This window comes from Streptomyces sp. NPDC006261 (genome assembly GCF_040613515.1).
Classification (GTDB): Bacteria; Actinomycetota; Actinomycetes; order Streptomycetales; family Streptomycetaceae; genus Streptomyces.
In genome coordinates, this window is sequence record NZ_JBEXSI010000021.1 from 31,725 (window position 1) to 55,864 (window position 24,140).

The 24,140-nt window shown below is 72.8% G+C and carries 21 protein-coding genes; 10 read left to right on the forward strand and 11 right to left on the reverse strand.

Going from position 1 to position 24,140, the window contains the following annotated elements; genetic code table 11:
* Positions 1-103: 103 nt before the first annotated feature.
* Complete coding sequence (locus ABZ154_RS16015; protein ID WP_356832957.1) at positions 104-1,456, reverse strand: deoxyguanosinetriphosphate triphosphohydrolase; 1,353 nt, start codon at positions 1,454-1,456, stop codon at positions 104-106.
* Positions 1,457-1,509: 53 nt separating this feature from the next.
* Positions 1,510-2,514, reverse strand: coding sequence for a sirohydrochlorin chelatase (locus tag ABZ154_RS16020; RefSeq protein WP_356832959.1), 1,005 nt, complete (start codon positions 2,512-2,514; stop codon positions 1,510-1,512).
* Positions 2,515-2,722: 208 nt separating this feature from the next.
* Here ABZ154_RS16020 and ABZ154_RS16025 point away from each other — a divergent pair, with 208 nt between their 5' ends.
* Together ABZ154_RS16025 and ABZ154_RS16030 are read left to right on the forward strand one after the other, a co-directional pair.
* Positions 2,723-3,481 carry an ElyC/SanA/YdcF family protein gene (locus ABZ154_RS16025; protein WP_356832961.1) on the forward strand — a complete coding sequence of 253 codons (759 nt, stop codon included), beginning with the start codon at positions 2,723-2,725 and terminating at the stop codon, positions 3,479-3,481.
* A 220-nt stretch (positions 3,482-3,701) separates the two neighbouring features.
* Positions 3,702-5,780 (forward strand): molybdopterin oxidoreductase family protein, encoded by a 2,079-nt coding sequence (locus ABZ154_RS16030; protein ID WP_356832963.1) that lies wholly within the window; start codon positions 3,702-3,704, stop codon positions 5,778-5,780.
* On the opposite strand, the gene ABZ154_RS16035 is transcribed toward ABZ154_RS16030, so the two are convergent.
* The 3 genes from ABZ154_RS16035 to ABZ154_RS16045 form a co-directional block, all read right to left on the reverse strand.
* Complete coding sequence (locus ABZ154_RS16035) at positions 5,743-6,237, reverse strand: gamma-glutamylcyclotransferase family protein (RefSeq protein WP_356832965.1); 495 nt, start codon at positions 6,235-6,237, stop codon at positions 5,743-5,745. The two genes, ABZ154_RS16030 and ABZ154_RS16035, sit on opposite strands and share 38 nt — an antisense overlap.
* Positions 6,238-6,245: 8 nt before the next feature.
* Complete coding sequence (gene cutA, locus ABZ154_RS16040; protein WP_356832967.1) at positions 6,246-6,587, reverse strand: divalent-cation tolerance protein CutA; 342 nt, start codon at positions 6,585-6,587, stop codon at positions 6,246-6,248.
* 84 nt (positions 6,588-6,671) lie between these two features.
* Complete coding sequence (locus ABZ154_RS16045; protein ID WP_356832969.1) at positions 6,672-7,280, reverse strand: NAD(P)H-dependent oxidoreductase; 609 nt, start codon at positions 7,278-7,280, stop codon at positions 6,672-6,674.
* A gap of 75 nt (positions 7,281-7,355) precedes the next feature.
* On the opposite strand from ABZ154_RS16045, the gene ABZ154_RS16050 reads away from it, so the two are divergent.
* The 4 genes from ABZ154_RS16050 (at position 7,356) to ABZ154_RS16065 (ending at position 10,501) form a co-directional block, all read left to right on the forward strand.
* On the forward strand, positions 7,356-8,180 hold the full coding sequence (locus tag ABZ154_RS16050) for an aminotransferase class IV (RefSeq protein ID WP_356832971.1): 825 nt from the start codon (positions 7,356-7,358) through the stop codon (positions 8,178-8,180).
* Positions 8,181-8,353: 173 nt separating this feature from the next.
* On the forward strand, positions 8,354-8,827 hold the full coding sequence (locus tag ABZ154_RS16055) for a DUF5990 family protein (protein WP_356832973.1): 474 nt from the start codon (positions 8,354-8,356) through the stop codon (positions 8,825-8,827).
* Positions 8,828-9,199: 372 nt separating this feature from the next.
* The gene (locus ABZ154_RS16060) at positions 9,200-9,745 is read left to right on the forward strand and encodes a hypothetical protein (protein ID WP_356832975.1); all 546 of its coding nucleotides are present in this window, start codon (positions 9,200-9,202) and stop codon (positions 9,743-9,745) included.
* Between the two features lie 123 nt (positions 9,746-9,868).
* Positions 9,869-10,501 (forward strand): class F sortase, encoded by a 633-nt coding sequence (locus ABZ154_RS16065; protein WP_356832977.1) that lies wholly within the window; start codon positions 9,869-9,871, stop codon positions 10,499-10,501.
* 15 nt (positions 10,502-10,516) lie between these two features.
* Here the strand turns inward: ABZ154_RS16065 and ABZ154_RS16070 are convergent, their stop codons facing one another.
* Positions 10,517-11,308, reverse strand: a complete 792-nt coding sequence (locus ABZ154_RS16070; protein WP_356832979.1) for a TSUP family transporter — start codon at positions 11,306-11,308, stop codon at positions 10,517-10,519.
* A gap of 197 nt (positions 11,309-11,505) precedes the next feature.
* Here ABZ154_RS16070 and ABZ154_RS16075 point away from each other — a divergent pair, with 197 nt between their 5' ends.
* The 4 genes from ABZ154_RS16075 to ABZ154_RS16090 all read left to right on the forward strand — a co-directional run bounded on the left by ABZ154_RS16075 (position 11,506) and on the right by ABZ154_RS16090 (position 17,012).
* Positions 11,506-12,756 (forward strand): FAD-dependent oxidoreductase, encoded by a 1,251-nt coding sequence (locus ABZ154_RS16075; RefSeq protein WP_356832981.1) that lies wholly within the window; start codon positions 11,506-11,508, stop codon positions 12,754-12,756.
* A gap of 1 nt (position 12,757) precedes the next feature.
* On the forward strand, positions 12,758-15,328 hold the full coding sequence (gene nirB / locus ABZ154_RS16080; RefSeq protein ID WP_356832983.1) for a nitrite reductase large subunit NirB: 2,571 nt from the start codon (positions 12,758-12,760) through the stop codon (positions 15,326-15,328).
* Positions 15,328-15,681, forward strand: a complete 354-nt coding sequence (nirD, locus tag ABZ154_RS16085) for a nitrite reductase small subunit NirD (protein WP_356832985.1) — start codon at positions 15,328-15,330, stop codon at positions 15,679-15,681. The genes nirB and nirD overlap by 1 nt, the downstream gene beginning before the upstream one ends.
* 164 nt (positions 15,682-15,845) lie before the next feature.
* On the forward strand, positions 15,846-17,012 hold the full coding sequence (locus tag ABZ154_RS16090) for an alkaline phosphatase PhoX (RefSeq protein WP_356832987.1): 1,167 nt from the start codon (positions 15,846-15,848) through the stop codon (positions 17,010-17,012).
* Positions 17,013-17,064: 52 nt separating this feature from the next.
* Here the strand turns inward: ABZ154_RS16090 and ABZ154_RS16095 are convergent, their stop codons facing one another.
* The 5 genes from ABZ154_RS16095 to ABZ154_RS16115 form a co-directional block, all read right to left on the reverse strand.
* The gene (locus ABZ154_RS16095; RefSeq protein WP_356832989.1) at positions 17,065-17,475 is read right to left on the reverse strand and encodes a VOC family protein; all 411 of its coding nucleotides are present in this window, start codon (positions 17,473-17,475) and stop codon (positions 17,065-17,067) included.
* Between the two features lie 140 nt (positions 17,476-17,615).
* A complete protein-coding gene (locus tag ABZ154_RS16100) occupies positions 17,616-18,653 on the reverse strand; it encodes a winged helix-turn-helix domain-containing protein (protein ID WP_356832991.1) in 1,038 nt (345 codons plus the stop codon).
* Between the two features lie 546 nt (positions 18,654-19,199).
* Positions 19,200-21,911 carry a pyruvate, phosphate dikinase gene (gene ppdK / locus ABZ154_RS16105; protein WP_356832993.1) on the reverse strand — a complete coding sequence of 904 codons (2,712 nt, stop codon included), beginning with the start codon at positions 21,909-21,911 and terminating at the stop codon, positions 19,200-19,202.
* Positions 21,912-22,292: 381 nt separating this feature from the next.
* Positions 22,293-22,973 carry an HAD family phosphatase gene (locus ABZ154_RS16110; RefSeq protein ID WP_356832995.1) on the reverse strand — a complete coding sequence of 227 codons (681 nt, stop codon included), beginning with the start codon at positions 22,971-22,973 and terminating at the stop codon, positions 22,293-22,295.
* Complete coding sequence (locus ABZ154_RS16115; protein ID WP_356832997.1) at positions 22,970-24,136, reverse strand: ABC transporter ATP-binding protein; 1,167 nt, start codon at positions 24,134-24,136, stop codon at positions 22,970-22,972. Before ABZ154_RS16115 ends, ABZ154_RS16110 begins: the two co-directional genes overlap by 4 nt.
* Positions 24,137-24,140 lie beyond the last annotated feature (4 nt).

Below are 24,140 nucleotides of genomic sequence, written 5' to 3' on the forward strand. Positions count from 1 at the left end.
GCTGCGCGGCGCCCCCGGCTGCGAGCGTCCCGCACGCAGCGTGATGGCGAAAGAGGGTGTGCCCCGGACAGGTCACACCCAGTGGTCAGGTCCAGTCTGCCTCTCAGCCGCGGCGGGCGGTGAGCGCGGCGTGCAGGGATCGTGCGGAGGCGTCGGTGAGCGCCGCGATCTGGTCGACGAGGACGCGCTTACGGGTGTGGTCGTCGGGCGCCTGGTCGAACAGGGCTCGGAAGTGCGGCTCCAGGCCTTCGGGGGCGCGGGCGGTGAGGGCGGCGGCCAGTTCGGCGATGACGACGCGCTGGTCGGCTCGGAGGGTCTCCTGCTCGGCGCGCTGCATCACGTAGCGGTCGGCGACCGCCTTGAGCACCGCGCACTCGTTGCGGACCGTGCGCGGAACGACGAGCTCCGCTCCGTACCGGGTGAGGCGGCCGGGGCCGTAGAGCTCGCGGGTGGCGGTCTCGGCCTCGGTGCAGAACCGGCCGATGAGCTGGCTGGTGGCGTCCTTCAGGCGGGCCTGGGCCACGGCGGAGCCGTCGTAACCGTGCGGCCACCACTCCTGGTCGATCAGCCGGTCCAGAGCCTCCCCCAGCTCCTGCGGGTCGGTGTCGGCGGGGACGTACCGGCCGATGGCGACGGCCCAGATCTCCTCACGCTCCGGCTCGGCGTACAGGCAGTTGGGGTCGATGTGCCCGGCGTGCAGCCCGTCCTCGAAGTCGTGCACCGAGTACGCCACGTCGTCGGACCAGTCCATCACCTGGGCCTCGAAGCAGGTGCGGTCCTCGGGTGCCCCCTTCCGCGCCCACTCGAAGACCGGGAGGTCGTCGGCGTACACCCCGAACTTCACCGAGTGCGGGTCGGTGGGGTGCTGGCCGCGCGGCCAGGGGTACTTGGTGGCGGCGTCCAGGGCGGCCCGGGTCAGGTTGAGGCCGACGCTGACCTGTTCGCCGGTGCGGGGGTCGTGGACGAACCGCTTGGGCTCCAGGCGGGTCAGCAGCCGCAGCGACTGGGCGTTGCCCTCGAAGCCGCCGCAGTCGGAGGCGAAGTCGTTGAGCGCCTGCTCGCCGTTGTGGCCGAACGGGGGGTGGCCCATGTCGTGGGAGAGGCAGGCCGTCTCCACCAGGTCCGGGTCGCAGCCGAGGACCGCGCCCAGCTCACGGCCGACCTGCGCGCACTCCAGGGAGTGGGTGAGACGGGTGCGGGGGCTGGCGTCCCAGACGAGCGAACGCGTGCCGGGCGTGACCACCTGGGTCTTCCCGGCGAGCCGGCGCAGCGCGGCGGAGTGCAGCACCCGGGCCCGGTCGCGCTGGAAGGCGGTGCGGCCGGGGCGCTTGTCCTGCTCGGTGTCGAAGCGCTCGGTGTCGGCGGGTCCGTAGCTGCTCCTGGTGCCCCGCTCACTGTGTGTGCCTCGTGTGCCCTGTGTCTGGTCTGCCCCGTGTACGCCCTGTGTGCCGTCCATGGTTCCGACAGTAGCGACCGGGACGGACAACGTGACGTGAGCGGGCCGGGGAGTCAGGCGGAAGCGAGCAAGGTCACCATCGCGGACGGCGCGGTGGCGGACAGTGCCTGGTCGTAGCGGTGGAGGAGGAGGCGGGCCATCGCGGGGTGGGTGCCGAGCGGAAGGGCGGCGGTGCGCGGCGCGGCCTCGGCGGCGGCGCTCGCGAAGCGGCCGGGCGCGGTGAAGTACGAGGCGACGAAGGTACGGTGCCGGCCCCGGGCGGCCAGCGCGCGCAGCGCGGCGGGGACGGTGGGGGTCGCGGCGGAGGCGTACGCCGGGACGACGGGCACCCCGCCGAGCCGCTCGGCGAGCATCCGGGCCGTACGCCGGGTGTCCTGGGCGGAGTCGGGGTCGCGGGACCCTGCGGCGGCGAGGACCACGGCGGCACGGTGGCTCCCCCGATCGGCGGGGTCCCAGCCCGCCTCCACGAGCCGCCCGTACAGCGCCTCCACCAGGAGGGGGTGCGGCCCGAGGGGGGCGGCGATCCGGGTGCGCACGGAGGGGGCGGCGGCCGCGGCGGCGGGCAGGTCGTGCTTGACGTGGTGGCCGCGCCCCAGGAGCAGCGGCACGAGCACGGCGTCGGCGCCGCGCAGGCCGTCCAGGGTGTCCGGGAGGAGCGGCTGGTTCAGCTCGATGTGGCCGAGGCGGACGTCGAGGCCGGGGCGCAGGTCGCGGACCCGGTCCAGGAGCCCGAGGACGGTCCGCAGGGCCTGCGGGTCGCGGCTGCCGTGGGCGACGACGACGAGGGCGGGCGGGGCGGCCTCGGCGGTGGGGGGCCGGGGCGCGGCGGGAAGCCGGGAGCGGTGCATGGGCCTGCGGGTTCCGTTCCGGGAGACGAGGCTGAGCTGGCGGGAGAGCTGGGCCGTGATGCGGGTGAGGAGCTGCGCGGTGCTGTCGAGGGGCGCGGTGCTGTGGCTGCCGGAGCCTGCCGCCGGACTGTTGCTGCTGTTGCTGTTGCTGTTGCTGCCGGAGGGCGGGGGCGGTGACCGGCGAGGCTGCTGCGTGGACGGCTCCGTCATGGACCGATGGTGCCGGGCGGAGGTTGCCGGGCCGTTGCGTGGGGGTCACGGAGGTTTTCCGCCCCCTCACGACGGGGTGGTGGCCGGTGTGCGGGGCGGGGGCCCGCACCCGTTTCCGCCGGTCGGCGAACCTTTCGGACGTTTCGCTCGTCAGGTGAGGTGGGACCGAACGACGGTACGGACGATGAGGGGGGCTCCCGTGCGAGGGATGCGAAGGGCGCGGGACACGCCGGAGACGCGGGCTGCGTCTCAGGGCGGCGCGAAGCACAGACCGGGGCTGCGGCTGCCCCGGCTCTCCGCACTCGGGCTGCCGCGCTCCCGCCGGGGCCGGCGGCTCGCCGTGCAGGGCCTGATGGCCCTCTGTGTGCTGGCGCTGCTGCCCGCGACCTGGATGCGGATGGGCTCCGACGCGCGGGTGGGGACGACGGCGGACGCCCCGGCCCGGGAGGTCGCCATGGTGTTCGGCGCCGGACTTCGGAACGGCCGGCCGACCCCGTATCTGGCCCACCGCCTGGACGCGGCGGCCGAGCTGTACCGCACCGGGAAGGTGAAGGTCGTCCTGGTCACCGGGGACAACAGCCGGGCGGAGTACGACGAGCCGGACGCGATGCGCACGTACCTCACCGAGCGCGGGGTGCCGGACGACCGGATCGTCAGCGACTACGCCGGGTTCGACAGCTGGGACTCCTGTGTGCGGGCCAGGAAGATATTCGGGGTCGACCGGGCGGTGCTGGTGAGCCAGGGCTTCCACATCCACCGGGCGACCACGCTGTGCCGCTCCGCCGGGATCGACGCGTACGGGGTCGCGGTCGACGAGCCCCGGGACGCGACCTGGTACTACGGCGGCACCCGGGAGCTGGCCGCGTCGGGCAAGGCGGCCCTGGACGCCCTGTTCCGCCCCGACCCGCGCTTCCTGGGACCTCGGGAGGCAGGCGTGACGGAGGCGCTGGCGTCGGCAACGCCGTGACGGAGGGGCGGCAACGCCGTCACCCGCGGCCGGTGGAGCCGTGACCCGCGGCCGGTGGAGCCGTCACCTGCGGCCGGTGGAGCCGTGACCCGCCGCCGGTGGGCATCCGCGCTCCGGCACGGGACCTCACAGCGCGCCGGGCGGCGGGCTGAGGTGGGCGTTCCGGCGGCGTAACCGGGTGCCCCCGTCCCCGTAATACCGCTCTCGCAGGCTGGGGCCCATGACCGGTACCGAGACGCCCACCCACTGCCCGTACTGCGCCCTCCAGTGCGGGATGACCCTGCGCCCGGTGGCGGGCCCGGAGGTGGCCGAGGTGGTGGAGCGCACCGGGTTCCCCGTCAACCGGGGCGCGTTGTGCGGCAAGGGGCGGAGTGCGCCCGCCGTGCTGCGCCGGGGGGTCCGGCTGACCTCCCCGCTGGTACGGAGGCGGCCCGGCGGTGAGCTGGAGGAGGCGGGCTGGGACGAGGCGCTGGGACGGATCGCCGAAGGGCTCGGCGGAGTGCGGGCGGCGCACGGGGCGGACGCGGTGGGGGTGTTCGGCGGGGGCGGGCTGACCAACGAGAAGGCGTACGCGCTCGGGAAGTTCGCCCGGGTCGTCCTCGCCACCTCGCAGATCGACTACAACGGCCGGTTCTGCATGTCGTCGGCGGCGGCGGCGCACCAGCGGGCGTTCGGTCTCGACCGGGGGCTGCCGTTCCCGCTGGAGGACATTGCGCGTTCGGGGTGCGTGATCCTGGTCGGGTCGAACCTCGCCGAGACGATGCCGCCCGCGCTGCGGTATCTCACCGAACTGAAGGCGAACGGGGGCCGGCTGATCGTCATCGACCCGCGCCGCACCCGCACCGCCGAACAGGCCGACCTGCACCTGGCGCCCCGCCCCGGCACCGATCTGGCCCTGGCGCTCGGGATGATGCACCTGGTGGTGGCCGAGGGCCGGGTCGACGAGGAGTTCGTGCGCACCCGCACCCAGGGTTGGGAGGCGGCGCGGGCCGGGGCGATGGCGCACTGGCCGGAGCTGGTGGAGCGGATCTGCGGGGTGCCGGTGGCGCGGCTGCGCGAGGCGGTGGAGCTGTTCTGCGGGGCGGAGAGCGGGATGGTGCTGACCGCGCGGGGCCCGGAGCAGCAGGCCAAGGGCACGGACACGGTGGGCGCGTGGATCAACTTCTGTCTGGCCACCGGGCGGGCGGGGAGGCCGCTGTCCGGTTACGGGTGTCTGACCGGGCAGGGCAACGGGCAGGGCGGCCGGGAGCACGGCCAGAAGGCCGACCAGCTGCCCGGCTACCGCAAGCTGACCGACCCTGCCGCCCGCCGCCATGTCGCGGGGGTGTGGGGGGTGGATCCGGACAGCCTGCCGGGGCCGGGCCGGAGCGCGTACGAGCTGCTGGACGCGCTGGGCCAGGACGTGCGGGCGCTGCTGGTGATGGGCTCCAACCCGGTGGTCTCCGCCCCGCACGCCTCGCATGTGGAACGGCGCCTGGCCTCCCTGGACTTCCTGGCGGTGGCGGACGTCGTCCTCTCCGAGACGGCGGCGCTGGCGGACGTGGTGCTGCCGGTGACGCAGTGGGCGGAGGAGAGCGGGACCACCACCAACCTGGAGGGCCGGGTGCTGCTGCGGCAGCGGGCGCTCGACCCGCCGGAGGGGGTGCGCAGCGACCTGGAGGTGCTGCACGCCCTGGCCGGACTGCTGGGCCACGGCAAGGGGTTCCCGGCCGACCCGGCCGAGGTCTTCGAGGAGCTGCGGCGGGCCTCGGCGGGCGGTGCGGCGGACTACGCGGGCATCACCTACGAGCGGATCGCGGCCGAGGACGGCGTCTTCTGGCCCTGCCCCGACGCGGACCACCCGGGGACCCCCCGGCTCTTCCTGGACCGGTTCGCGACGGAGGACGGGCGGGCCTCCTTCGTCCCGGTGGTGCACCGCGCGGCGGCCGAGGAGACGGACCGGGAGTATCCGGTGGTGCTGACGACGGGACGGGTGGTGGCGCAGTACCAGTCGGGGGCCCAGACCCGCCGGGTGGACGAGCTGAACGCGGCGGCGCCCGGCCCCTTCGTGGAGTTGCACCCGCGCCTGGCTGAGCGGATCGGGGTGGCCGAGGGTGAGCCCGTCGTGGTGACGTCCCGGCGCGGGCGGGCCGTTGCACCCGCCCGGATCACCGGGGCGATCCGGGCGGACACGGTGTTCATGCCGTTTCACTGGCCGGGTGAGGGCCGGGCCAACACGCTGACCAACCCGGCGCTCGACCCGGTGTCGCGGATGCCGGAGTTCAAGGTGTGCGCGGTCCGCCTGGAGGCCGCCCGGTGACCCACCGCCCTTCGGCGATGACACTGCCGCCCGTCCGCAGGGACCGGGTGACGGCGGCCGCGGCGAGGTAGACCCAGGCGCGGGTTTCCCGGGCCCCCTCCTTGCCTTCCTCCTCCCCCTCCCCCGGCAGCTCGACCTCGCGGACGACCCGCTCGTAGAGATTGCGCGGGTGTCCGGGCCCGAGGTACTCCTCCAGATGGTCCAGGAGCCCGAGCAGTTCCCCGTACATCCCGGGCGCGGCGGTCAGCAGGGTGCCGTGGACGCGGCCGTGGCCGTCGATGGCGTACGGGTAGCCGGGCCCCTCGTACAGCAGGGCCCGGGGCAGGACGGCCGCCCGCTCCCCCGACGTACGGCCGCGGAGGAACAGGTCGTGGTTGGGTTCGCCCGGGAGCAGCGTCCCGTACACGAAGAACGGCAGCTCGCCGGTGGGCGGGGAGCTGGGGTCCAGGGTGCTCATGGCCGCCGTCACAGGGCGGCTGCGGGGGCCGTCTCCGCCGTGATCCAGCCGAGGTATCGGGCGCTGCCCCGGATCACCGGGATCGCGATGATCTCGGGGGTGTCGTAGTCGTGCGCCTCCTGGAGGTATGCCTCCAGCTCCTCGTAGCGCTCGGCCGCCGTCTTGAAGAGCACCTGCCACTCCTGGGAGGACTCGATGGCGTTCTGCCACCGGTAGACGGAGGTGACGGGCGCGGAGATCTGCGCGCAGGCCGCCAGCCGGGCCTCCACCGCCCCCTGCGCCAGCTCATGGGCCTTCTCCTCGCTGTCGGTCGTGGTCAGTACGGTCAGCCATGCCGGCGGCGCTGTCATCGTCGGTCTCCTCGGAGTACGGCGGGCTCCTGCCCGGACGGCGGGCTGCTCCCGCCAGTGCACCGATTGTCGGCCCGGCGGGGGTCAGGCGCTGTACGGATGCCGGTTTCGCGCGTCGCGCAGGGCGTTGCCCCACCAGACCAGCTGGTCCAGGAGCGCCTTGGCCGCCGCGTCGACGTCCGCCGGGTCCCGGTGGTTCCCCTCGTCGTCGAAGAGGGCGCCCGCGTTGTGGAAGGAGACGGTGTCGCGGACGGAGACCGTGTGCGTCTCGGCGAAGACCTGGCGGAGCTGCTCGACGGCCCGCAGCCCGCCGGACCTGCCGCCGTACGAGACGAAGGCGACGGGTTTGGCCTGCCATTCGGCGCGGTGCCAGTCGATGAGGTTCTTCAGTGGGGCGGGGAAGGAGTGGTTGTACTCCGGGGTGAGCACGACGAACGCGTCGGCCGCCGCCAGCCGCGACGAGACCGCCGCGACACGGGCGGCCTCGTCGGGGGTGGGGGTGAAGGAGAGCGCGGTGGGGAGCCGGGCGGTGACGACATCGATGAGCTCGGTCTCGATGCCGTCGTACCGGGCGGCCCGGCCGAGGAACCAGTCGGCGATGACCGGCCCGAAGCGGCCTTCCCGGTTGCTGCCGAGGATGACGGCGACCTTGAGGGGGGCGGAGGAGGTCGTGGGTGCGAGTGTGGTGTCCATGGCGTTGAGCTTTGACCCTCAAGCTTGGTTGAGGTCAAGTCGCCGTCAGAGGGAGTCGCGATCTACGGTGGCCCCATGACGAGCGCACCGTCCCCGCCCCGCCCCTACGTCGAGATGGACGGCCACCCCGCCACCGAGACCGACCTCCGCGTCCCCGCCCTCTTCGGGTTCGGCCACTTCACCGCCCTGCAGGTCCGGGACCGGAGGGTGCGGGGGCTCGGGCTGCACCTCGAACGGCTGGGCGCCGCGAACCGGGAGCTGTTCCAACTGCCTCTGGACGGCGGTCAGGTGCGGGAGCTGATCCGGTGCGCCCTGGACCGTGCCGGGCTGCGGGACGCCTCCGTACGGGTGCACGGGTTCCTGCCGCCCGGGGAGAGCCGCACGCGGGTGATGGTCGCCGTCCGCGAGCCCGCCTCGATGGCGCCCGGGGGCCGGAGCCTGATGTCGGTGCCGTACTCCAGGGCCGTGCCGCACATCAAGCGGCCGGGCGAGTTCGGGCAGACGTACTACGGGATGCTCGCCGCACGGGCCGGATTCGACGAGGCCCTGCTGACCGCGCCGGGCGGGGTGGTGACCGAGGGCGCCGCCACCAACGTCGGTTTCTGGGACGGGAGTTCGGTGGTGTGGCCGGACGCCCCCGCACTCATCGGCACCACCATGACGCTGCTGGAGCGCGGCCTCGCGGCGGCCGGGGAGCCGCCGGTCCGGCGGGCGGTGACGCTGGACGGGCTGAACGCGTACCGGGGCGCCTTCATGTGCAACTCGCAGGGGATCGCGCCGGTGCGGAGGATCGACGCCGTGGAGTTCGCGAGCGGTGATGAGGCGGTGGCGAAGGAGATGGAGGGGGTGATGGGGCGGCTGGAGGCTGCGCACGAGAGTGCGCCGGCCGACCTTCTCTGACCTCGCCCGGCGGCCGGCTCCAGCCCTTGCCCGGCCGTCGGCTCCAGCCCTTGCCCGGCGGTCGGCTCCAGGCCTTGCCCGGCCGTCGACTCCAGCCCCTGCCCGGCCGTCGACCTTGGCCGAAAACCGACCGTGGCGCCGCCGCTCCACCGCAGTGACGGACCATGGGGAGCATGCAGATCCATATCGAGGCCTCAGCGCTCCCCGGTCGCAGGTGCGGGCCGGACTCCGATTTCCCCGGGTTCGAGAACATCCACGTCGGCATCCAGCGCAAGGACCGGCCCGACGAGCTGCTCGGCCCGCATCCCGGGGACGCGCCGACCGCCTCCTGGACCCTGGAGTGCACGGCGAAAGCCACGGCGGACGGGGTCGAGGTATCGGGGCCGTACATCCAGAACCGGCTGGGCGGGCGGTTCATCTATCTGTCGTGGGGGACGGTGGACGGGGCCGGGCTCTTCAGCATGTTCCGGCGCGCCAAGCTGATGTTCAGCGACATCGGGCCCGAGGTCCTCGAAGCCGCCGCGCGTTCCGGGCAGCTCACCGGGCGGCTGGGGTTGACCGATGCGAAAGGACAGCCGTTGTGCGCGCGGGTGCGGCCGCCGGCGGTCTCCTGGAATGCGGGTGCGGGTGAGGCGCGCACCGATTGATGCCACTCCCGGCGGATCCGACACCGCCCCCACCGGCCGAGGGGGGGGTAGGCCGGTGGGGGCGGGTGCCATGGGGGGCGGAGATCCGTCCCGTGGGGGGGGTGCCTTGCGTGTGCCCGCGCCCGGCAGGCTCATGCGTGTGATGTGGGTCACATACTCTGGCGAGTCTCACCCGATCGGCACACGACCCGGCGGCACGAACCGAACGGCCCAGTCGCACCGCCGCGACCTGCGGCATTCTCCGGCCGCAAGGGTGCCGCGCCGGTCCGTACGGGGGAAAACTGACCTGGCGTCAGAAGGCGTGCGGCGGCGGCCACCCTTTAGGTCGGGAACAGGACACAACCGCTCGCGCCGTCTGCCCGGAGGATCCCCATGCGCAGTCCCGCCCGCCTCATGACCGGTACCGCCACTGCCGCGGCCACCGTCATAGCGCTCGGTCTCACCGCCGCCCCGTCCGCGTACGCGGACGACGACTTCGGCCGGCTGGAGATCACCCCCGCGACCGCGCCCCCCGGCTCCACGGTCACCGTGAACACCACCGCCTGCGGCCCCAAGGGCTCGGGCATCGGTGACGCGAACTCCCTGGACGCCGGGGACTTCGAAGTGCGCCGCGGAACGCACAAGGAAGTGCTCGTCGGCCAGTTCACCGTGCCGCACGACACCCGGGCCGGCGTCTACGAGATCGTCGTCTCCTGCGACAACGGCAAGGACGCCGTCGGGGACCTGAAGGTGATCGGCGGCGGCAAGCATGACAAGCCCGACCACCAGCGCCCGTCCGGCCATGTGAGGACCGGGGTCGGCGGCAGCGTCGAGCCGAACTCCACGGAGGTGGCCCTCGGCGTCGGCGTGATCGGCATGGCGGCCGTGGGTGGCCTGTGGCTGCTGCGCCGGCGGACCGAGTCCACCGAGGGCAGCTGAGCCCACCGGCCCAGGGGCCCGAGGGAGCCCGCCGTTCCCTCGCACCGACCGGGCCGGGCGCGTCCCCGAGCGCGCCCGGCCCGCCTTCGATCCGAGACTCACCAGGCTTACGAGGACGACGACGTGTCCCAGAGCGCGCAGAAAGCCAGGGGCTGGCTGGTGGGCATCGCCGTGCTGTGCGGTATCTGGCTCGTCCAGAACGGCTCCGGCGACCAGCTGATCCCGCCGCAGCCCTCCGGCGCCCAGGCCTTCGCCGCCGGGCCCCAGCTCCAGCCCGGCTCCCCGGTCGCCGAACCGCTGCGCCCGTCCGACCCGGTCCGCATCCGGATCCCGAGCATCGAGGTGGACGCGCCGATGATGCGGCTCGGCCTCGGCGCCGACGGCAGCTTGGACGTCCCGCCGGACAAGGACCGCAACCTCGCGGGCTGGTACGCCGACGGGGTCCCGCCCGGCGCCAAGGGCACCGCCATCGTCGCCGGGCATGTCGACAACGCCGAGGGGCCCTCCGTCTTCTACGCCCTCGGCGCCCTCACCAAGGGCACCCGCGTCGAGGTCGTCCGCGAGGACGGACGCACCGCGGTCTTCTCGATCGACGCCGTCGAGGTGTACGACAACAAGGACTTCCCCGACCAGCGCGTCTACGGCGACTCCCCGCACGCCTCGCTGCGGCTGATCACCTGCGGCGGCGGATTCTCCAAGGAGACCGGCTACCAGGGCAACGTGGTGGCCTACGCCCATCTCACCGATGTGCGGTGAATCCGAGACACGTTGCTACGCGGTCCACTGGTCGTAGCCCAGCTTCGCCACCAGCGAGAACACCACCGTCAGCAGCACCGCCCGGACGAACCCGCTCCCCCGGCTCAGCGCCATGCGGGCCCCGGCCATCCCGCCCGCCAGGTTGAAGAGGGCCATCACGGCGGCCAGCTGCCACAGGACCGTGCCCTGGTACGCGAACATCGCCAGCGCCCCCGCGTTCGTGCACACGTTGACGATCTTGGCGGTGGCCGACGCGGTCACCAGGTCCAGGTGGAGCACGGCGGTGAGGGCCAGCACCAGGAAGGTGCCGGTGCCCGGGCCGAACAGGCCGTCGTAGAAGCCGATCCCGCCGCCGACCAGCACGACCGCGGTGACGATCCGGGCCCGGGTGACCGGGCGGGCGTCGGTGTCGCCCGCCGCCGCCGTGCCGAAGGCGGGGCGCAGCAGGACGAAGGCCGCTACCCCGAGCAGCGCCACCATGATCACCGGGCGCAGCACCTCGCTGCTGATCCCGGCGGCGAAGAACGCCCCGGCCATCGACCCGGCGAGCGCCATCAGCCCCACCCGCACCGCCAGCCCCACACGGACCGGGGCCCTGCGCACATAGGTGATCGCGGCGCCCGAGGTCCCGACGATCGCGACGGCCTTGTTGGTGCCGAGGATGTGGGCGGCCGGTACGTTCGGCAGGCCGAGCAGCAGGGCGGGCAGGAGCAGCAGCCCGCCGCCGCCCACCACCGCGTCGATCCAGCCCGCGGCGGCCGCGGCCAGGCAGAGGAGGATCAGGGTGGTGAGGGTGATGTCGGGCATGTCCTTGACACTAAGGGGCGGCCTGTCGGCGGTTCTCACAGGGGCCGATCCGCCCGGGCCGCAGTCCGCACAGGGGCCGGTCGTTCCGCCTGGGCCGCGGTCCTCACAGGGGCCCCCGGACGGCGCTGAGCGCACGGTTCCGCCCGGGAAACCGGCGGGATGCGGCCGGGTAACACCCGTCGCCCACTGTCTTCCCCATGAGGAAGAAGACGGAGAGCGCCTTGCCCGTCGTGGTGATCGGCGCCGGTATGGCCGGTGCCCGGCTCGCCGCGCGGGTCCCCGGGGTCACCGTCGTCGGTGAGGAACGGCACGCCCCCTACAACCGGGTGCTGCTGGCCGAAGTGCTGGCCGGGCGGTACACCCCGGACGTCATCGCCCTGCCGGCCACCGAGGTACGGCGCGGGGTGCGGGCGGTCCGCATCGACCGGGCCGACCGGCTGGTCCATTGCGACGACGGCAGCGTGCTGCGTTACGGCCGTCTGGTTCTGGCCACCGGCTCCAACCCGGTGCTGCCGCCACTGCGCGGGCTCGGCGCCACCCTGCCGGACGGGGTCCACCCCTTCCGCACGCTCGACGACGCCCTGGCCCTGCGCGCCGCCGTACGCCCCGGAGTGCGGGCGGTCGTCATCGGCGGCGGGCTCCTCGGGGTCTCGGCGGCCCGGGCGCTCGCGGAGTGCGGTGCACAGGTGGTGCTGGTCCAGCAGGGCGAGCACCTCATGGAGCGCCAGCTCGACCCGGAGGCGGCCGCCCTGCTGCGCGTCCACCTGGAAGCGCTCGGGGTGGAGGTGCACACCGAGTGCCGGGTGCGGGGGCTGCGCTGCACGACCACGACCACGACCACCACGGAGTCCGTACGGGCCGTCCAGCTCGCCGACGGTTACGAGCTCGCCGCCGACCTCACCGTGCTGGCCTGCGGCGTGCGGCCCAGGACCGGGCTCGCCCAGGCCGCCGGACTCGACGTCCGCAAGGGGATCGTGGTCGACGACGAGCTGCGCACCTCGGACCCGTACATCCACGCCCTCGGCGACTGCGCCGAGCACCGCTCCACGCTCTACGGACTGGCCGGCCCCGCGCTGGAACAGGCCGACGTGCTGGCCGAGGTGCTGGCCGGGCGGCCCGCCCGCTACGAGGGCACCCGGGCGCTGACCCGGCTGACCCTGCGCTCCCCGTCGGCCGGATCCTTCGACTCACCGGGGCCCCCGGAAGCTCTCGACCTGGCCGCCTTCGGCGAGGCCCGTCCGCTGCCGGGCGACGACGTGATCCGGCTGGCCGACGCCACCCGGGGCGCGTACCGCACGGTCGTCGTACGCGAGGGCCGACTGGCCGGCGGGGTGCTCCTGGGCGACCTCGGCGCGGTCTCCAGCCTCGCCCGCACCTGGCAGGACGACGAACCGCTGCCCCCCGCCATGTCCCTGCTCCACCTGCTCACCGACGACGGAGGCCACTGAGATGCCGGAAACCACCATCCCGAACACCCCCACCTTCGTCCTCGTCGGGCACGGCATGGTCGGCCAGCGGTTCCTGGAGTCCCTGGCCGCGCGCGGGCTGACCCCGGCCGCCGGGCGGGCCCGGGTCGTCGTGCTCTGCGAGGAACCCCGGCCCGCCTACGACCGGGTGCAGCTCACCTCGTACTTCGCCGGGCGGACCCCCGAGCAACTCTCGCTGGTGGAGCCGGAGTTCATGGAGAAGCACGGCATCGAGCTGTACGTCGGCGACCCGGCCGAGCGCATCGACCGGGCCGGTCGCACGGTGACCGCGCGGTCCGGGGCGGTGTTTCCGTACGACACGCTGGTGCTGGCGACGGGCTCGTACCCGTTCGTGCCGCCGGTGCCGGGGAAGGACGCCCGGGGCTGTTTCGTGTACCGGACGATCGAGGACCTGCTCGCGATCGAGGAGTACGCGAAGGGGGCGGAGACCGGCGCAGTGGTCGGGGGCGGGCTGCTCGGCCTGGAAGCGGCGGGGGCGCTCAAGGGGCTCGGGCTGCGCACCCACGTGGTGGAGTTCGCGCCCCGGCTGATGCCGGTCCAGGTGGACGAGGGCGGGGGTGCGGCCCTCCTGCGGACGATCGAGGGGATGGGGCTGACCGTCCACACCGGGGTCGGTACGCAGGAGGTCACCGCGGGCGAGGACGGGGCGGTCAACGGGATGGCGCTCTCCGACGGGTCCTCGCTCGCCACCGATCTCGTCGTCTTCTCGGCGGGTGTGCGGCCGCGCGACCAGCTTGCCCGGGAGTGCGGGCTCGCGGTCGGGGATCGCGGCGGGATCGTGGTCGATGACGCGTGCCGGACATCCGACCCCGCCGTGTTCGCGATCGGTGAGTGCGCGCTCGCCTCCGACGGGCGGGTCTACGGTCTGGTGGCGCCGGGCTACGAGATGGCGGAGACCGTGGCCGAGGTGCTCGGCGGCGGGCGGGCCGGGTTCACCGGAGCAGACATGTCGACAAAGCTGAAGCTGCTCGGCGTGGACGTGGCCTCGTTCGGCGACGCGCACGGGAGCGCGGAGGGCGCGCTGGACGTGGTGTACGCCGACTCCCGCTCCGGCGTCTACAAGAAGCTGGTCATCGGGGCGGACGGCACCCTGCTGGGCGGGGTGCTGGTCGGGGACGCCGATGACTACGGCACCCTGCGGCCGATGACGGGGAGCGTCCTGCCGGTCTCCCCCGAGCAGCTGGTACTGCCCGCCGGGGCGGGCGGGCCGGTGACGCTGGGGCCCTCCGCGCTGCCTGACGACGCCGTCATCTGCTCCTGCCACAACGTGACCAAGGGCGCGATCTGCGAGCACACCACGCTGCCCGAGGTGAAGAAGTGCACCAGGGCCGGGACGGGCTGCGGAAGTTGCGTCAAGGTGATCGGGCAGCTGCTGCCGCAGAACCAGGACACCGGGCTGTGCGGCTGCTTCGCCTACGGCCGCAGCGAGTTGTACGAGATCGTCCGCACGCTGGGCGTCACCTCCTTCACCGCCCTGCTCGACTCGCACGGCCGCGAGGAGGCGCGCGGCGGGGAGGGCTGCGAGGTCTGCAAGCCGACGGTCGGCTCGGTCATCGCCTCGCTCGCCCCGACCGTCGGCGCCAGCGGTTACGTCCTGGACGGGGAGCAGGCGGCCCTCCAGGACACCAACGACCACTTCCTCGCCAACCTCCAGCGCAACGGCTCCTATTCGGTCGTCCCGCGCATCCCGGGCGGCGAGATCACCCCGGAGAAGCTCATCGTGATCGGCGAGGTCGCCCGCGACTTCGGCCTCTACACGAAGATCACCGGCGGCCAGCGCATCGACCTCTTCGGCGCCCGGGTCGACCAACTACCGGCCATCTGGGCCCGGCTGGTGGACGCCGGCTTCGAGTCCGGGCACGCGTACGGGAAGTCGCTGCGTACGGTCAAGTCCTGTGTGGGGCAGACCTGGTGCCGATACGGCGTGCAGGACTCCGTACGGATGGCCATCGACCTGGAGCTGCGCTACCGGGGTCTGCGCTCCCCGCACAAGCTCAAGTCGGCCGTCTCCGGCTGCGCCCGCGAGTGCGCGGAGGCCCGGGGCAAGGACTTCGGGATCATCGCCACGGCCGGCGGCTGGAACCTCTACGTCGGCGGCAACGGCGGGGCCACCCCGCGCCACGCCGACCTGCTGGCGCAGGACCTCTCGGATGCCGGGCTGGTGCGGCTCATCGACCGGTTCCTGATGTTCTACATCCGCACGGCGGACCGCCTGGAGCGCACCTCGGCCTGGCTGGAGCGGATCGACGGCGGCCTGGAACACGTACGGGATGTCGTCGTCCATGACTCGCTGGGGCTCTGCGACGAGCTGGAGAGGCTGATGGCCGACCATGTGGCCGGCTACCGCGACGAGTGGGCCGAGACCATCAACGACCCGGAACGGCTGCGGCGGTTCGTGACCTTCGTCAACGCCCCCGACGCCCCGGACCCCTCGGTGAGGTTCGTCCCGGAGCGGGACCAGATCAAGCCCGACCTGGAACTGCTCGCGGGCCCCGTGCTCGCCGTCCGCACCCTCGAAGGGACCCCGTCCTGATGACCACCACCCCTCCGATCACCGCTCCGGCCGTCGTCCGGGTCGCCCACGCCGACGGCTGGCTCACCGTCTGCGACCTTGACCGGCTGAGCCCCGGGCGCGGCGCCGCGGTGCTGCTGCCGGACGGCGGGCAGGCGGCCCTGTTCAAGGACCGCTCGGGTGCGGTGCACGCGATCGGCAACCGGGACCCGTTCACCGGGGCGTACGTCCTCTCCCGCGGGCTGCTCGGCTCGGCGGGCGGGCGGCCGTTCGTGGCCTCGCCGTTGCTGAAACAGCGCTTCGACCTGGCCACGGGGGTGTGCCTGGACGACGAGGAGGTGTCGGTGCCGGTGTACGCGGTGCGGGTGGAGTGACCTCCGGCCCGGCCCGGCGCGGGTGGCGCAGTCCCCGGCCCTGCCCCGGCCCTCTGGCATTCACCGGGCGTTGACGCCCCGTCAACTGCGCACTCCTACAGTCCTGACGCGCGACCCGCCGATCCGTCCGGAGCGGCGGGCCCTCACTCATCCGTGGAGTGATCGTGGAACGTCGGACCTTCTTGCGCACGGCGGTGGTCGGCACCTCGGCGGCGGCCTTCGGCGGCACCCTGTGGCGCGGCGCCGCCTCCGCCGCACCCGCCCAGCCGGCCCCCGGGCCCTACGGCGCGCTGCAGGCGGCCAACGGCAACGGCATCCAGCTGCCGAGCGGCTTCACCAGCCGCATCATCGCCCGGTCGGGGCAGACCGTGGCGGGCACCTCCTACCGCTGGCACAGCGCCCCCGACGGCGGGGCGACCTACGCCGACGGCTCGGGGTGGATCTACGTCTCCAACGCCGAGGTCTCCGCCGGCAGCGGCGGCGGCGCGAGCGCCGTGCGGTTCGACTCCTCGGGGACGGTGACGTCCGCGTACCGGATCCTGTCGGGGACGAACATCAACTGCGCGGGCGGCTCCACCCCGTGGAACACCTGGCTCTCCTGCGAGGAGGTCACCCGGGGGTACGTCTACGAGACCGACCCGTGGGGCGTGAACGCTGCCGTGCGGCGGCCCGCGCTCGGCCGGTTCAAGCACGAGGCGGCCGCGGCGGACCCCGACCACGGCTACATCTACCTCACCGAGGACGAGAGCGACGGCCGCTTCTACCGCTTCCGGCCCACCACCTGGGGCAACCTGTCCAGCGGCACGCTCCAGGTGCTGGTGGCGGGCACGGGCACCTCCGGGGCTGTGACCTGGGCGAACGTTCCGGACCCGGCGGCCTCCTCGACCCAGACCCGCCACCAGGTCTCCGGCGCCAAGGTCTTCAACGGCGGCGAGGGCTGCTTCTACGCGGCGGGCACCTGCTGGTTCACCACCAAGGGCGACAACCGGGTGTGGGCGTACGACGCGAACACCTCGTCGATCTCGCTGACGTACGACGACTCGCTGGTGACGGGCGGCGCGGCCCCGCTCACCGGTGTCGACAACGTCACCCGGGCCGGCTCCGGCGATCTGTACGTGGCGGAGGACGGCGGAAACATGGAGATCTGCCTGATCACGCCGAATGACACGGTGGCGCCGTTCCTGCGGATCACCGGCCAGTCCGGCTCGGAGATCACGGGCCCGGCGTTCTCCCCGAACGGCAAGCGGCTCTACTTCTCCTCGCAGCGCGGCACCAGCGGCAGCTCGTCCGGTGGCATCACGTACGAGGTGACGGGGCCGTTCCGCAGCTGACGCCCGGTGTGCGCCGGGGCTCCCCCGCCGGCCCCGGCGCACGCCCTCCGGCTCAGCCCTGACCTTCGACGGCGGAGGGGTCCATCCAGATGACCTCCCAGATGTGGTGGTCGGGGTCCTGGAAGGAGCGGCCGTACATGAAGCCCAGGTCCTGCGTCTCGCCCGCCGGGGAACCGCCGGCCGCCAGCGCCGCGTCGGCCAGCTCGTCGACCTTCTCGCGGCTGTCGGCGCTCAGGGCGAAGATGGCCTCGGTCGTCGTCGAGGCGTCCGCGATGTCCTTCTTGGTGAACTCCTTGAAGCGCGGCTCCGTCAGCAGCATGACGAAGATCGTGTCGCTGATGACCACACACGCGGTCTTGTCGTCGCTGAACTGCGGGTTGATGCCGTAGCCGAGCTTCCCGAAGAAGCCCTTCGTGGTCTCCAGGTCCTTCACCGGCAGGTTCACGAAGATCATCTGAGCCATGGTCGTTGCCTCTTCCTGGGTTCCGTCGCGCCGCGGTGGTTCGTCCGGCGCTCTCGAAGGGGTAGACGGCGGGGCCGCCCGGAACTCATCGCCGTACGCGCGACGGATTTCCCCCGGGGCTCCCGGCGGCGGGCGTCCCCTCAGGACAGGGCGAGCGGGGCGCCGCCCCGGAGCAGGGAGCCGCCCAGCGGGGTCAGGGTGTGGAGCACCGAGCTGCCGTGGCGCAGGGTCAGGACCAGGCCCGCCTCGCGCAGGACGGAGGCATGCTGGCTCGCCGAGGCGAGTGACACCCCGGCCCGGCGGGCCAGTTCACTCGTCGTGCAGCCGTTGCCTATGGACTGCAGGATGGCGGAGCGGGTGTGGCCCACGAGCCTGCCGAGCCAGGGTCCGGGCTCGGCGAACTCCGGGGCGCCGGGGTGGGTGACCGGGTAGACGAGCACGGGCGGGAGCGACGGGTCGCGGTAGACGACGGGGGTGCCCCGGCAGAAGAACGAGGGCTGGAGCAGCAGCCCGCGCCCGTCGAGGTGGAGGTCGCGGTCGACGGGGTAGTCCGCCTCCAGCACGGGCGCCCGCCACCGGATCATCGGCGGCAGGGCGCCCAGCAGCCCGTCGGCTCCGCCGTTCAGGAGCGCGCGGCCCCGCACGGCCCGGTCGGCCTCGATGCTGGCCCGGATGTGCGGCCAGTACGGCTCGACGGCGGCGTCGTGGTAGCTGCGCAGCGCCCCGATGAGCCGGGCCAGGGGTTCGGCGCGGCCCTCGGAGAGCGCGGCGGGCAGCGCGGCCGTGACCCGCCCCGCACCGGCGTCCGGGCAGCCGGGCCCCCGTCCGCCCCGCTGCCGCCGCCGTCCGGCCACCATGAGGTCCAGCTCGCGGCGGATGCGGTCGGCGGGGGTGTCCCGCAGGGCCTCCATTCCCACGTCGAGCCCGAAAGGCTCGGCGCCTTCCTGCGAGGGCGTCAGGAAATCGGGGAAATAACCGCGGGGCGGGACGACCGCCGACAGCAGCTGTGCTTCACCATTCAACCGAGCTCGCGTTTCGGTCCGCCATTTCCCGAACACCGTCGAAGCCCGCCGGTCCCTCAGCCGGTGAAAACTGAGAATCGTTTCCCACATCGCGTCCGGCCTCGTGGCCATCCGCACCCGCGAAAGGTCCAGCCTGGACACATGGATACGCAGCACTACTCCCCCACCTGTTGCATCCGCAATTGCCCCCACCGAAGGGTATGCGGACCGTCACAGGAGGTCACCACAGGGTTTCGGCCAGAAGTGAAACGTCTCGCCCCGTTCCGCTTCACCCGAAAAGCTGTACGACGTCGGGTACGCATCCGGTGCCCGCCGGATGAGCACGTGAAGGCCGTGGGGGGCTTTATGTGTTCGGCGGCGGCGGGCGACGGTGCGGCTCCGTACCCGACGGGGGTAAGCCGGGTGCGGTCCATGGGTGGGGATCCATGGACCGCACCCCGGTCCACCGGACGGCCGCCCCCCAATTTCTTTGCGCATTAAACGAAGCAATGTGTGCCAGGACACATCGGTAGCGCGCATTCCGCTCCGCGGCCGCTCGGGGCGATGGCCACCACATATTCCGCAGGCAGGACGAAGCGGCGGCACCCCCGCACAGGGTGCCGCCGCTTCTCGGTGTTCCGGAGATCTCGTCAGGGTGGCGGGCCGGTGAGGGGCTCGGTCCAATTCCCTTGGAAATAACCGGAGTTGGTCACTGGTACCGCATCAGCGGCTGTCACTCCCGCGCGACTGCGCAGCCGCCCGGCCCGCCTCCAGGCGGGCCACCGGGATGCGGAACGGCGAGCAGGAGACGTAGTCCAGGCCCACCTCATGGAAGAAGTGCACCGACTCCGGGTCACCACCGTGCTCGCCGCAGACGCCGAGCTTGAGGTCCGGGCGGGTGGCCCGGCCGGCCTCCACCGCGCTGCGCACCAGCGCGCCGACGCCGTCCTTGTCGATGGTCTCGAACGGGGAGACCCCGAAGATGCCCTTCTCCAGGTACGCGGTGAAGAACGAGGCCTCCACGTCGTCGCGGGAGAAGCCCCACACCGTCTGGGTCAGGTCGTTGGTACCGAACGAGAAGAACTGGGCGGCCTCGGCGATCTGGCCCGCCGTCAGCGCGGCACGCGGCAGTTCGATCATCGTGCCGATGGTCAGCTTCAGGTCGGTGCCGGTGGCCGCCTGGACCTCGGCGATGACCCGGTCGGCCTCCTCGCGGACGATCTCCAGCTCCTGGACCGTGCCGACGAGCGGGATCATGATCTCGGGGCGCGGGTCGCCCTTGGCGTTCTTGCGCTGGGCCGCCGCCTCGGCGATGGCCCGTACCTGCATGGCGAACAGGCCGGGGATGACGAGCCCGAGGCGCACCCCGCGCAGACCCAGCATCGGGTTCTGCTCGTGCAGCTTGTGGACCGCCTGGAGGAGGCGCAGGTCGTTCTCGTTGGCGTCCTTGCGGGACTCCGCGAGCGCGACGCGGACGGAGAGCTCGGTGATGTCGGGGAGGAACTCGTGCAGCGGCGGGTCGAGCAGCCGTACGGTGACGGGCAGCCCGTCCATCGATTCGAACAGCTCGATGAAGTCGGCCTTCTGGAGCGGGAGGAGGGCGGCGAGCGCGCTCTCGCGCTCGTCGTCGGTGTCCGCCAGGATCAGCTTCTCGACCATCTCACGGCGCTCACCGAGGAACATGTGCTCGGTGCGGCACAGGCCGATGCCCTGGGCGCCGAAGCGGCGGGCCCGCAGGGCGTCCTCGGCGTTGTCCGCGTTGGCCCGCACCCGCAGCCGCCGGACCCGGTCCGCGTACGCCATGATCCGGTGCACGGCGGCGACCAGCTCGTCGGCGTCGTCGGCGCCCGCGTGCATCCGGCCCTCGAAGTACTCGACGACCGGCGAGGGTACGACGGGCACCTCGCCCAGGTAGACCTTGCCGGTGGAGCCGTCGATCGAGACGAGGTCGCCCTCCTCGATCACCTTGCCGCCCACCGTCATCCGGCGGCGCTTGGTGTCGACCTCCAGGTCCTCGGCGCCGCAGACACAGGTCTTGCCCATGCCGCGTGCCACGACCGCCGCGTGCGAGGTCTTGCCGCCGCGCGAGGTGAGGATGCCCTCGGCGGCGATCATGCCTTCGAGGTCGTCGGGGTTGGTCTCGCGGCGGATCAGGATGACCTTCTCGCCGGAGCGGGACCACTTGATCGCGGTGTACGAGTCGAAGACGGCCTTGCCGACGGCGGCGCCCGGCGAGGCGGCGATGCCCCGGCCGAGCAGCTCGGTCTTCGCCTCGTCGTCGAAGCGCGGGAACATCAGCTGGGCGAGCTGGGCGCCGTTGACGCGCTGGAGGGCCTCGGCCTCGTCGATCAGGCCCTGGTCGACGAGCTGGGTGGCGATCCGGAAGGCGGCACCGGCGGTGCGCTTGCCGACCCGGGTCTGGAGCATCCAGAGCTGGCCGCGCTCGATGGTGAACTCGATGTCGCAGAGATCCTTGTAGTGGTTCTCCAGCGTCTCCATGATCTGCATGAGCTGGTCGTACGACTTCTTGTCGATCGACTCCAGATCGGCGAGCGGCACCGTGTTGCGGATGCCGGCGACGACGTCCTCGCCCTGCGCGTTCTGGAGGTAGTCGCCGTAGACGCCCTGGTGTCCGCTGGCCGGGTCGCGGGTGAAGGCGACGCCCGTACCGGAGTCGGGGCCGAGGTTGCCGAAGACCATCGAGCAGACGTTGACCGCTGTGCCCAGGTCGCCGGGGATGCGCTCCTGACGACGGTAGAGCTTGGCGCGGTCGGTGTTCCACGAGTCGAAGACCGCGTTTATGGCCAGGTCCATCTGCTCCCGCGCGTCCTGCGGGAACTCGCGTCCGGCCTGGTCCTGGACGATCTTCTTGAACTGCTTGACGAGCTTCTTCAGGTCGGCCGCGGCCAGGTCCGTGTCGACCGTGACCTTCTTCGCCGCCTTGGCGTCCTCCAGGGCCTCCTCGAAGAGGTCGCCGTCGACACCGAGCACGGTCTTGCCGAACATCTGGATGAGGCGCCGGTAGGAGTCCCAGGCGAAGCGCTCGTCACCGGACTGGGTGGCGAGGCCGGCCACCGAGGCGTCGGAGAGGCCGATGTTGAGGACCGTGTCCATCATGCCGGGCATGGAGAACTTGGCGCCCGAGCGGACCGAGACCAGCAGCGGGTCGTCGGCCTGGCCGAGCTTCTTGGCCATCCGCTCTTCCAGCGCGGTGAGGTGCGCACTCACCTCGTCGCGCAGCGCCTTCGGCGCCTGCCCGCTCTCCAGGTAGACCTTGCAGGCCTCGGTGCTGATGGTGAAGCCCGGAGGGACGGGCAACCCGAGGTTGGTCATCTCGGCGAGGTTGGCACCCTTGCCACCCAGAAGGTCCTTCAGATCCTTGTTGCCCTCGGTGAAGTCGTAGACGAACTTCTGGGGATCTTTGTTTTCCGACACGGGTCTCGACTCCTCGAGGACGCGGTGGCTGCCCTGACGGCCAGGAACATACCCAGATCGAAGGTGTATGGGTACGTCCACTTGGTCGTCATGCGGCCGCAACCACCCGTCCGCCAGCAGATCTAAAGAAGCTCTCCGACGGGCGGGCCGCGGCCCTCCGTTCAGCTCCTGAAGGCAGCATGGCCATTTCTTGACCCTTGACTCTCATCTGAGCGAACCATCTCGCACCTGAGTACACTTCTCGAAGGTTGCTACGTGGCACTGAGTGCCAGGCCTTCCAGAAGTGCAGCCACCGCCAGAACGCTCATCTGAGCGCAACCCCGATCAAGGGTGGCGCGAATCACGCTGGTTTCGGACCCTGGATTTCAGGATTCGGACGCCTCAGGGACGCCGCAGGCAGTCGCTCAGCACCCCGAGGTCCACCTCTTCCAGGCTACGGGCGAATGTCCGACCCCGCCCTGGGGCGACCGGGAGCAGCGACGGAACCACCAGCACCGCGCACCCGGCGGCGTCGGCGGAGGCGGTGCCGTCCGGGGAGTCCTCGACCGCCACACAGGCGGCGGGGTCGGCGGCGAACCGCTCGGCCGCCGCCCGGTACGGATCCGGGTGTGGCTTCGTCCGTACGGTGTCGTCGGCCGACAGCGTGAAGGCGAAGTCCACCCCGGCCAGCGCCCCGGCCACCACCGCGTCCACCACGCTCCTGGGCGAGGCGCTGACCAGGGCGAACGGCACCCCGGCGCCTTCGAGCGAGGCCAACAGCGTGGCGGCCCCGGGGCGCAGCGGGGCGCCCGCGTCGACCTTCCGGAAGAAGGAGTCGGTCAGTTCGGCGGCGGTGTCGGGGAGGGCTGAGGAGTCACCGCCCGTCACCTCGATCAGATGAGCGGCGGTGTCGGCGACGGCCCGGCCGACGACCTCCGGGGCGTCCGCGTCGCTCAGCCGGTGGCCGAGCCCGGCCGCGACCTCGCGGGCCGTCTCCCACCAGAGCACCTCGGTGTCGACGAGGGTGCCGTCCATGTCGAAGAGGACGGCGACGGGGAGGGCGGCGGGGGCTGTCGTCTTCACGCGTCCACCCGGGGGGCGTCGGCGTTCACGGCATCGGGTGCCGCCGTCCCCCGTACGGGCACGACCAGCACCGGGCGCCTGACCGGGACGACCCGGGCCCGTACCCCGGGAGCGAGCTCCGCGGCGTCCCGCGACGCGAGGTCGGCCTTGACCGCGACGCCGTCCGGCAGGTCGAGGAGGACCCGGGTGACCGAGCCGAGGAAGGCGGCGGAGACGACCGTGGCCGTACCGTCCGCGTCGGCGCTGACGCCGATGTTCTCGGGCCGGATGAGGACGTCGACCGGGCCCCGGCCCGCCGGAACGTCACCGTCGACCGGGAGCGGGGCGCCCGCGACGACCACGGAACCGTCGCCGGTCAACTGCCCCGGCACCCGGTTCATGGTGCCGACGAACTCGGCGACGAACGGCGTGGCGGGGCGCTCGTACAGCTCGGCCGGGGGCGCGCACTGCTCCAGGCGGCCCGCGTTGAGGACGGCGACCCGGTCGGCCATGGAGAGGGCCTCCTCCTGGTCGTGGGTGACGAAGACGGTGGTGATCCCGAGCGCCAGCTGGAGGCGGCGGATCTCCTCGCGCAGGGTGAGCCGGACCTTGGCATCGAGTGCCGAGAGCGGCTCGTCCAGGAGCAGGACCCGGGGGCGCAGGGCGAGCGCGCGGGCCAGGGCGACGCGCTGCTGCTGGCCGCCGGACATCTGGTGCGGGAAGCGGTCGCTGTGGGCGGGGAGCCCGACGAGTTCGAGGAGCTCGTTCGCGGTGGCGTGCCGTTCGGCAGTGGCGACGCCCCGCATGCGGGGGCCGAAGGCCACGTTGTCGCGGGCGTTGAGGTGCGGGAAGAGGCTGTAGGACTGGAAGACCATCCCGGCGTCACGCCGGTTGGCGGGGACCGGGGTGATGTCCTCGCCGTCGACGAGGACCTCACCGGAGTCGGGCTGCTCGAACCCGGCGATGACCCGCAGCGCGGTGGTCTTGCCGCAGCCGGAGGGGCCGAGGAGGGCGAGGAGCTCGCCCGGTTCGGCGGTGAGGTCGAGTCCGTCGAGGGCCACGGTGGGGCCGAACGCCCGGCGCAGGGAGCGGAACTCCACCCGGGCTCCGGTGACGTCCCGTCCTTCCCGCGCGGCGGCTTCGGCCGGCTCGGGACGGGGGGCGGCGGTGGGCAAGGCTGACATGGGT

Bases quoted from the DNA above. Each gene is read 5' to 3' on its own strand.
- ABZ154_RS16015 (WP_356832957.1), bottom strand. From the start codon at position 1,456: ATGGACGGCACACAGGGCGTACACGGGGCAGACCAGACACAGGGCACA.
- ABZ154_RS16020 (WP_356832959.1), bottom strand. From the start codon at position 2,514: ATGACGGAGCCGTCCACGCAGCAGCCTCGCCGGTCACCGCCCCCGCCC.
- ABZ154_RS16025 (WP_356832961.1), top strand. From the start codon at position 2,723: ATGCGAAGGGCGCGGGACACGCCGGAGACGCGGGCTGCGTCTCAGGGC.
- ABZ154_RS16030 (WP_356832963.1), top strand. From the start codon at position 3,702: ATGACCGGTACCGAGACGCCCACCCACTGCCCGTACTGCGCCCTCCAG.
- ABZ154_RS16035 (WP_356832965.1), bottom strand. From the start codon at position 6,237: ATGAGCACCCTGGACCCCAGCTCCCCGCCCACCGGCGAGCTGCCGTTC.
- cutA (WP_356832967.1), bottom strand. From the start codon at position 6,587: ATGACAGCGCCGCCGGCATGGCTGACCGTACTGACCACGACCGACAGC.
- ABZ154_RS16045 (WP_356832969.1), bottom strand. From the start codon at position 7,280: ATGGACACCACACTCGCACCCACGACCTCCTCCGCCCCCCTCAAGGTC.
- ABZ154_RS16050 (WP_356832971.1), top strand. From the start codon at position 7,356: ATGACGAGCGCACCGTCCCCGCCCCGCCCCTACGTCGAGATGGACGGC.
- ABZ154_RS16055 (WP_356832973.1), top strand. From the start codon at position 8,354: ATGCAGATCCATATCGAGGCCTCAGCGCTCCCCGGTCGCAGGTGCGGG.
- ABZ154_RS16060 (WP_356832975.1), top strand. From the start codon at position 9,200: ATGCGCAGTCCCGCCCGCCTCATGACCGGTACCGCCACTGCCGCGGCC.
- ABZ154_RS16070 (WP_356832979.1), bottom strand. From the start codon at position 11,308: ATGCCCGACATCACCCTCACCACCCTGATCCTCCTCTGCCTGGCCGCG.
- ABZ154_RS16075 (WP_356832981.1), top strand. From the start codon at position 11,506: ATGAGGAAGAAGACGGAGAGCGCCTTGCCCGTCGTGGTGATCGGCGCC.
- nirB (WP_356832983.1), top strand. From the start codon at position 12,758: ATGCCGGAAACCACCATCCCGAACACCCCCACCTTCGTCCTCGTCGGG.
- nirD (WP_356832985.1), top strand. From the start codon at position 15,328: ATGACCACCACCCCTCCGATCACCGCTCCGGCCGTCGTCCGGGTCGCC.
- ABZ154_RS16095 (WP_356832989.1), bottom strand. From the start codon at position 17,475: ATGGCTCAGATGATCTTCGTGAACCTGCCGGTGAAGGACCTGGAGACC.
- ABZ154_RS16115 (WP_356832997.1), bottom strand. From the start codon at position 24,136: ATGTCAGCCTTGCCCACCGCCGCCCCCCGTCCCGAGCCGGCCGAAGCC.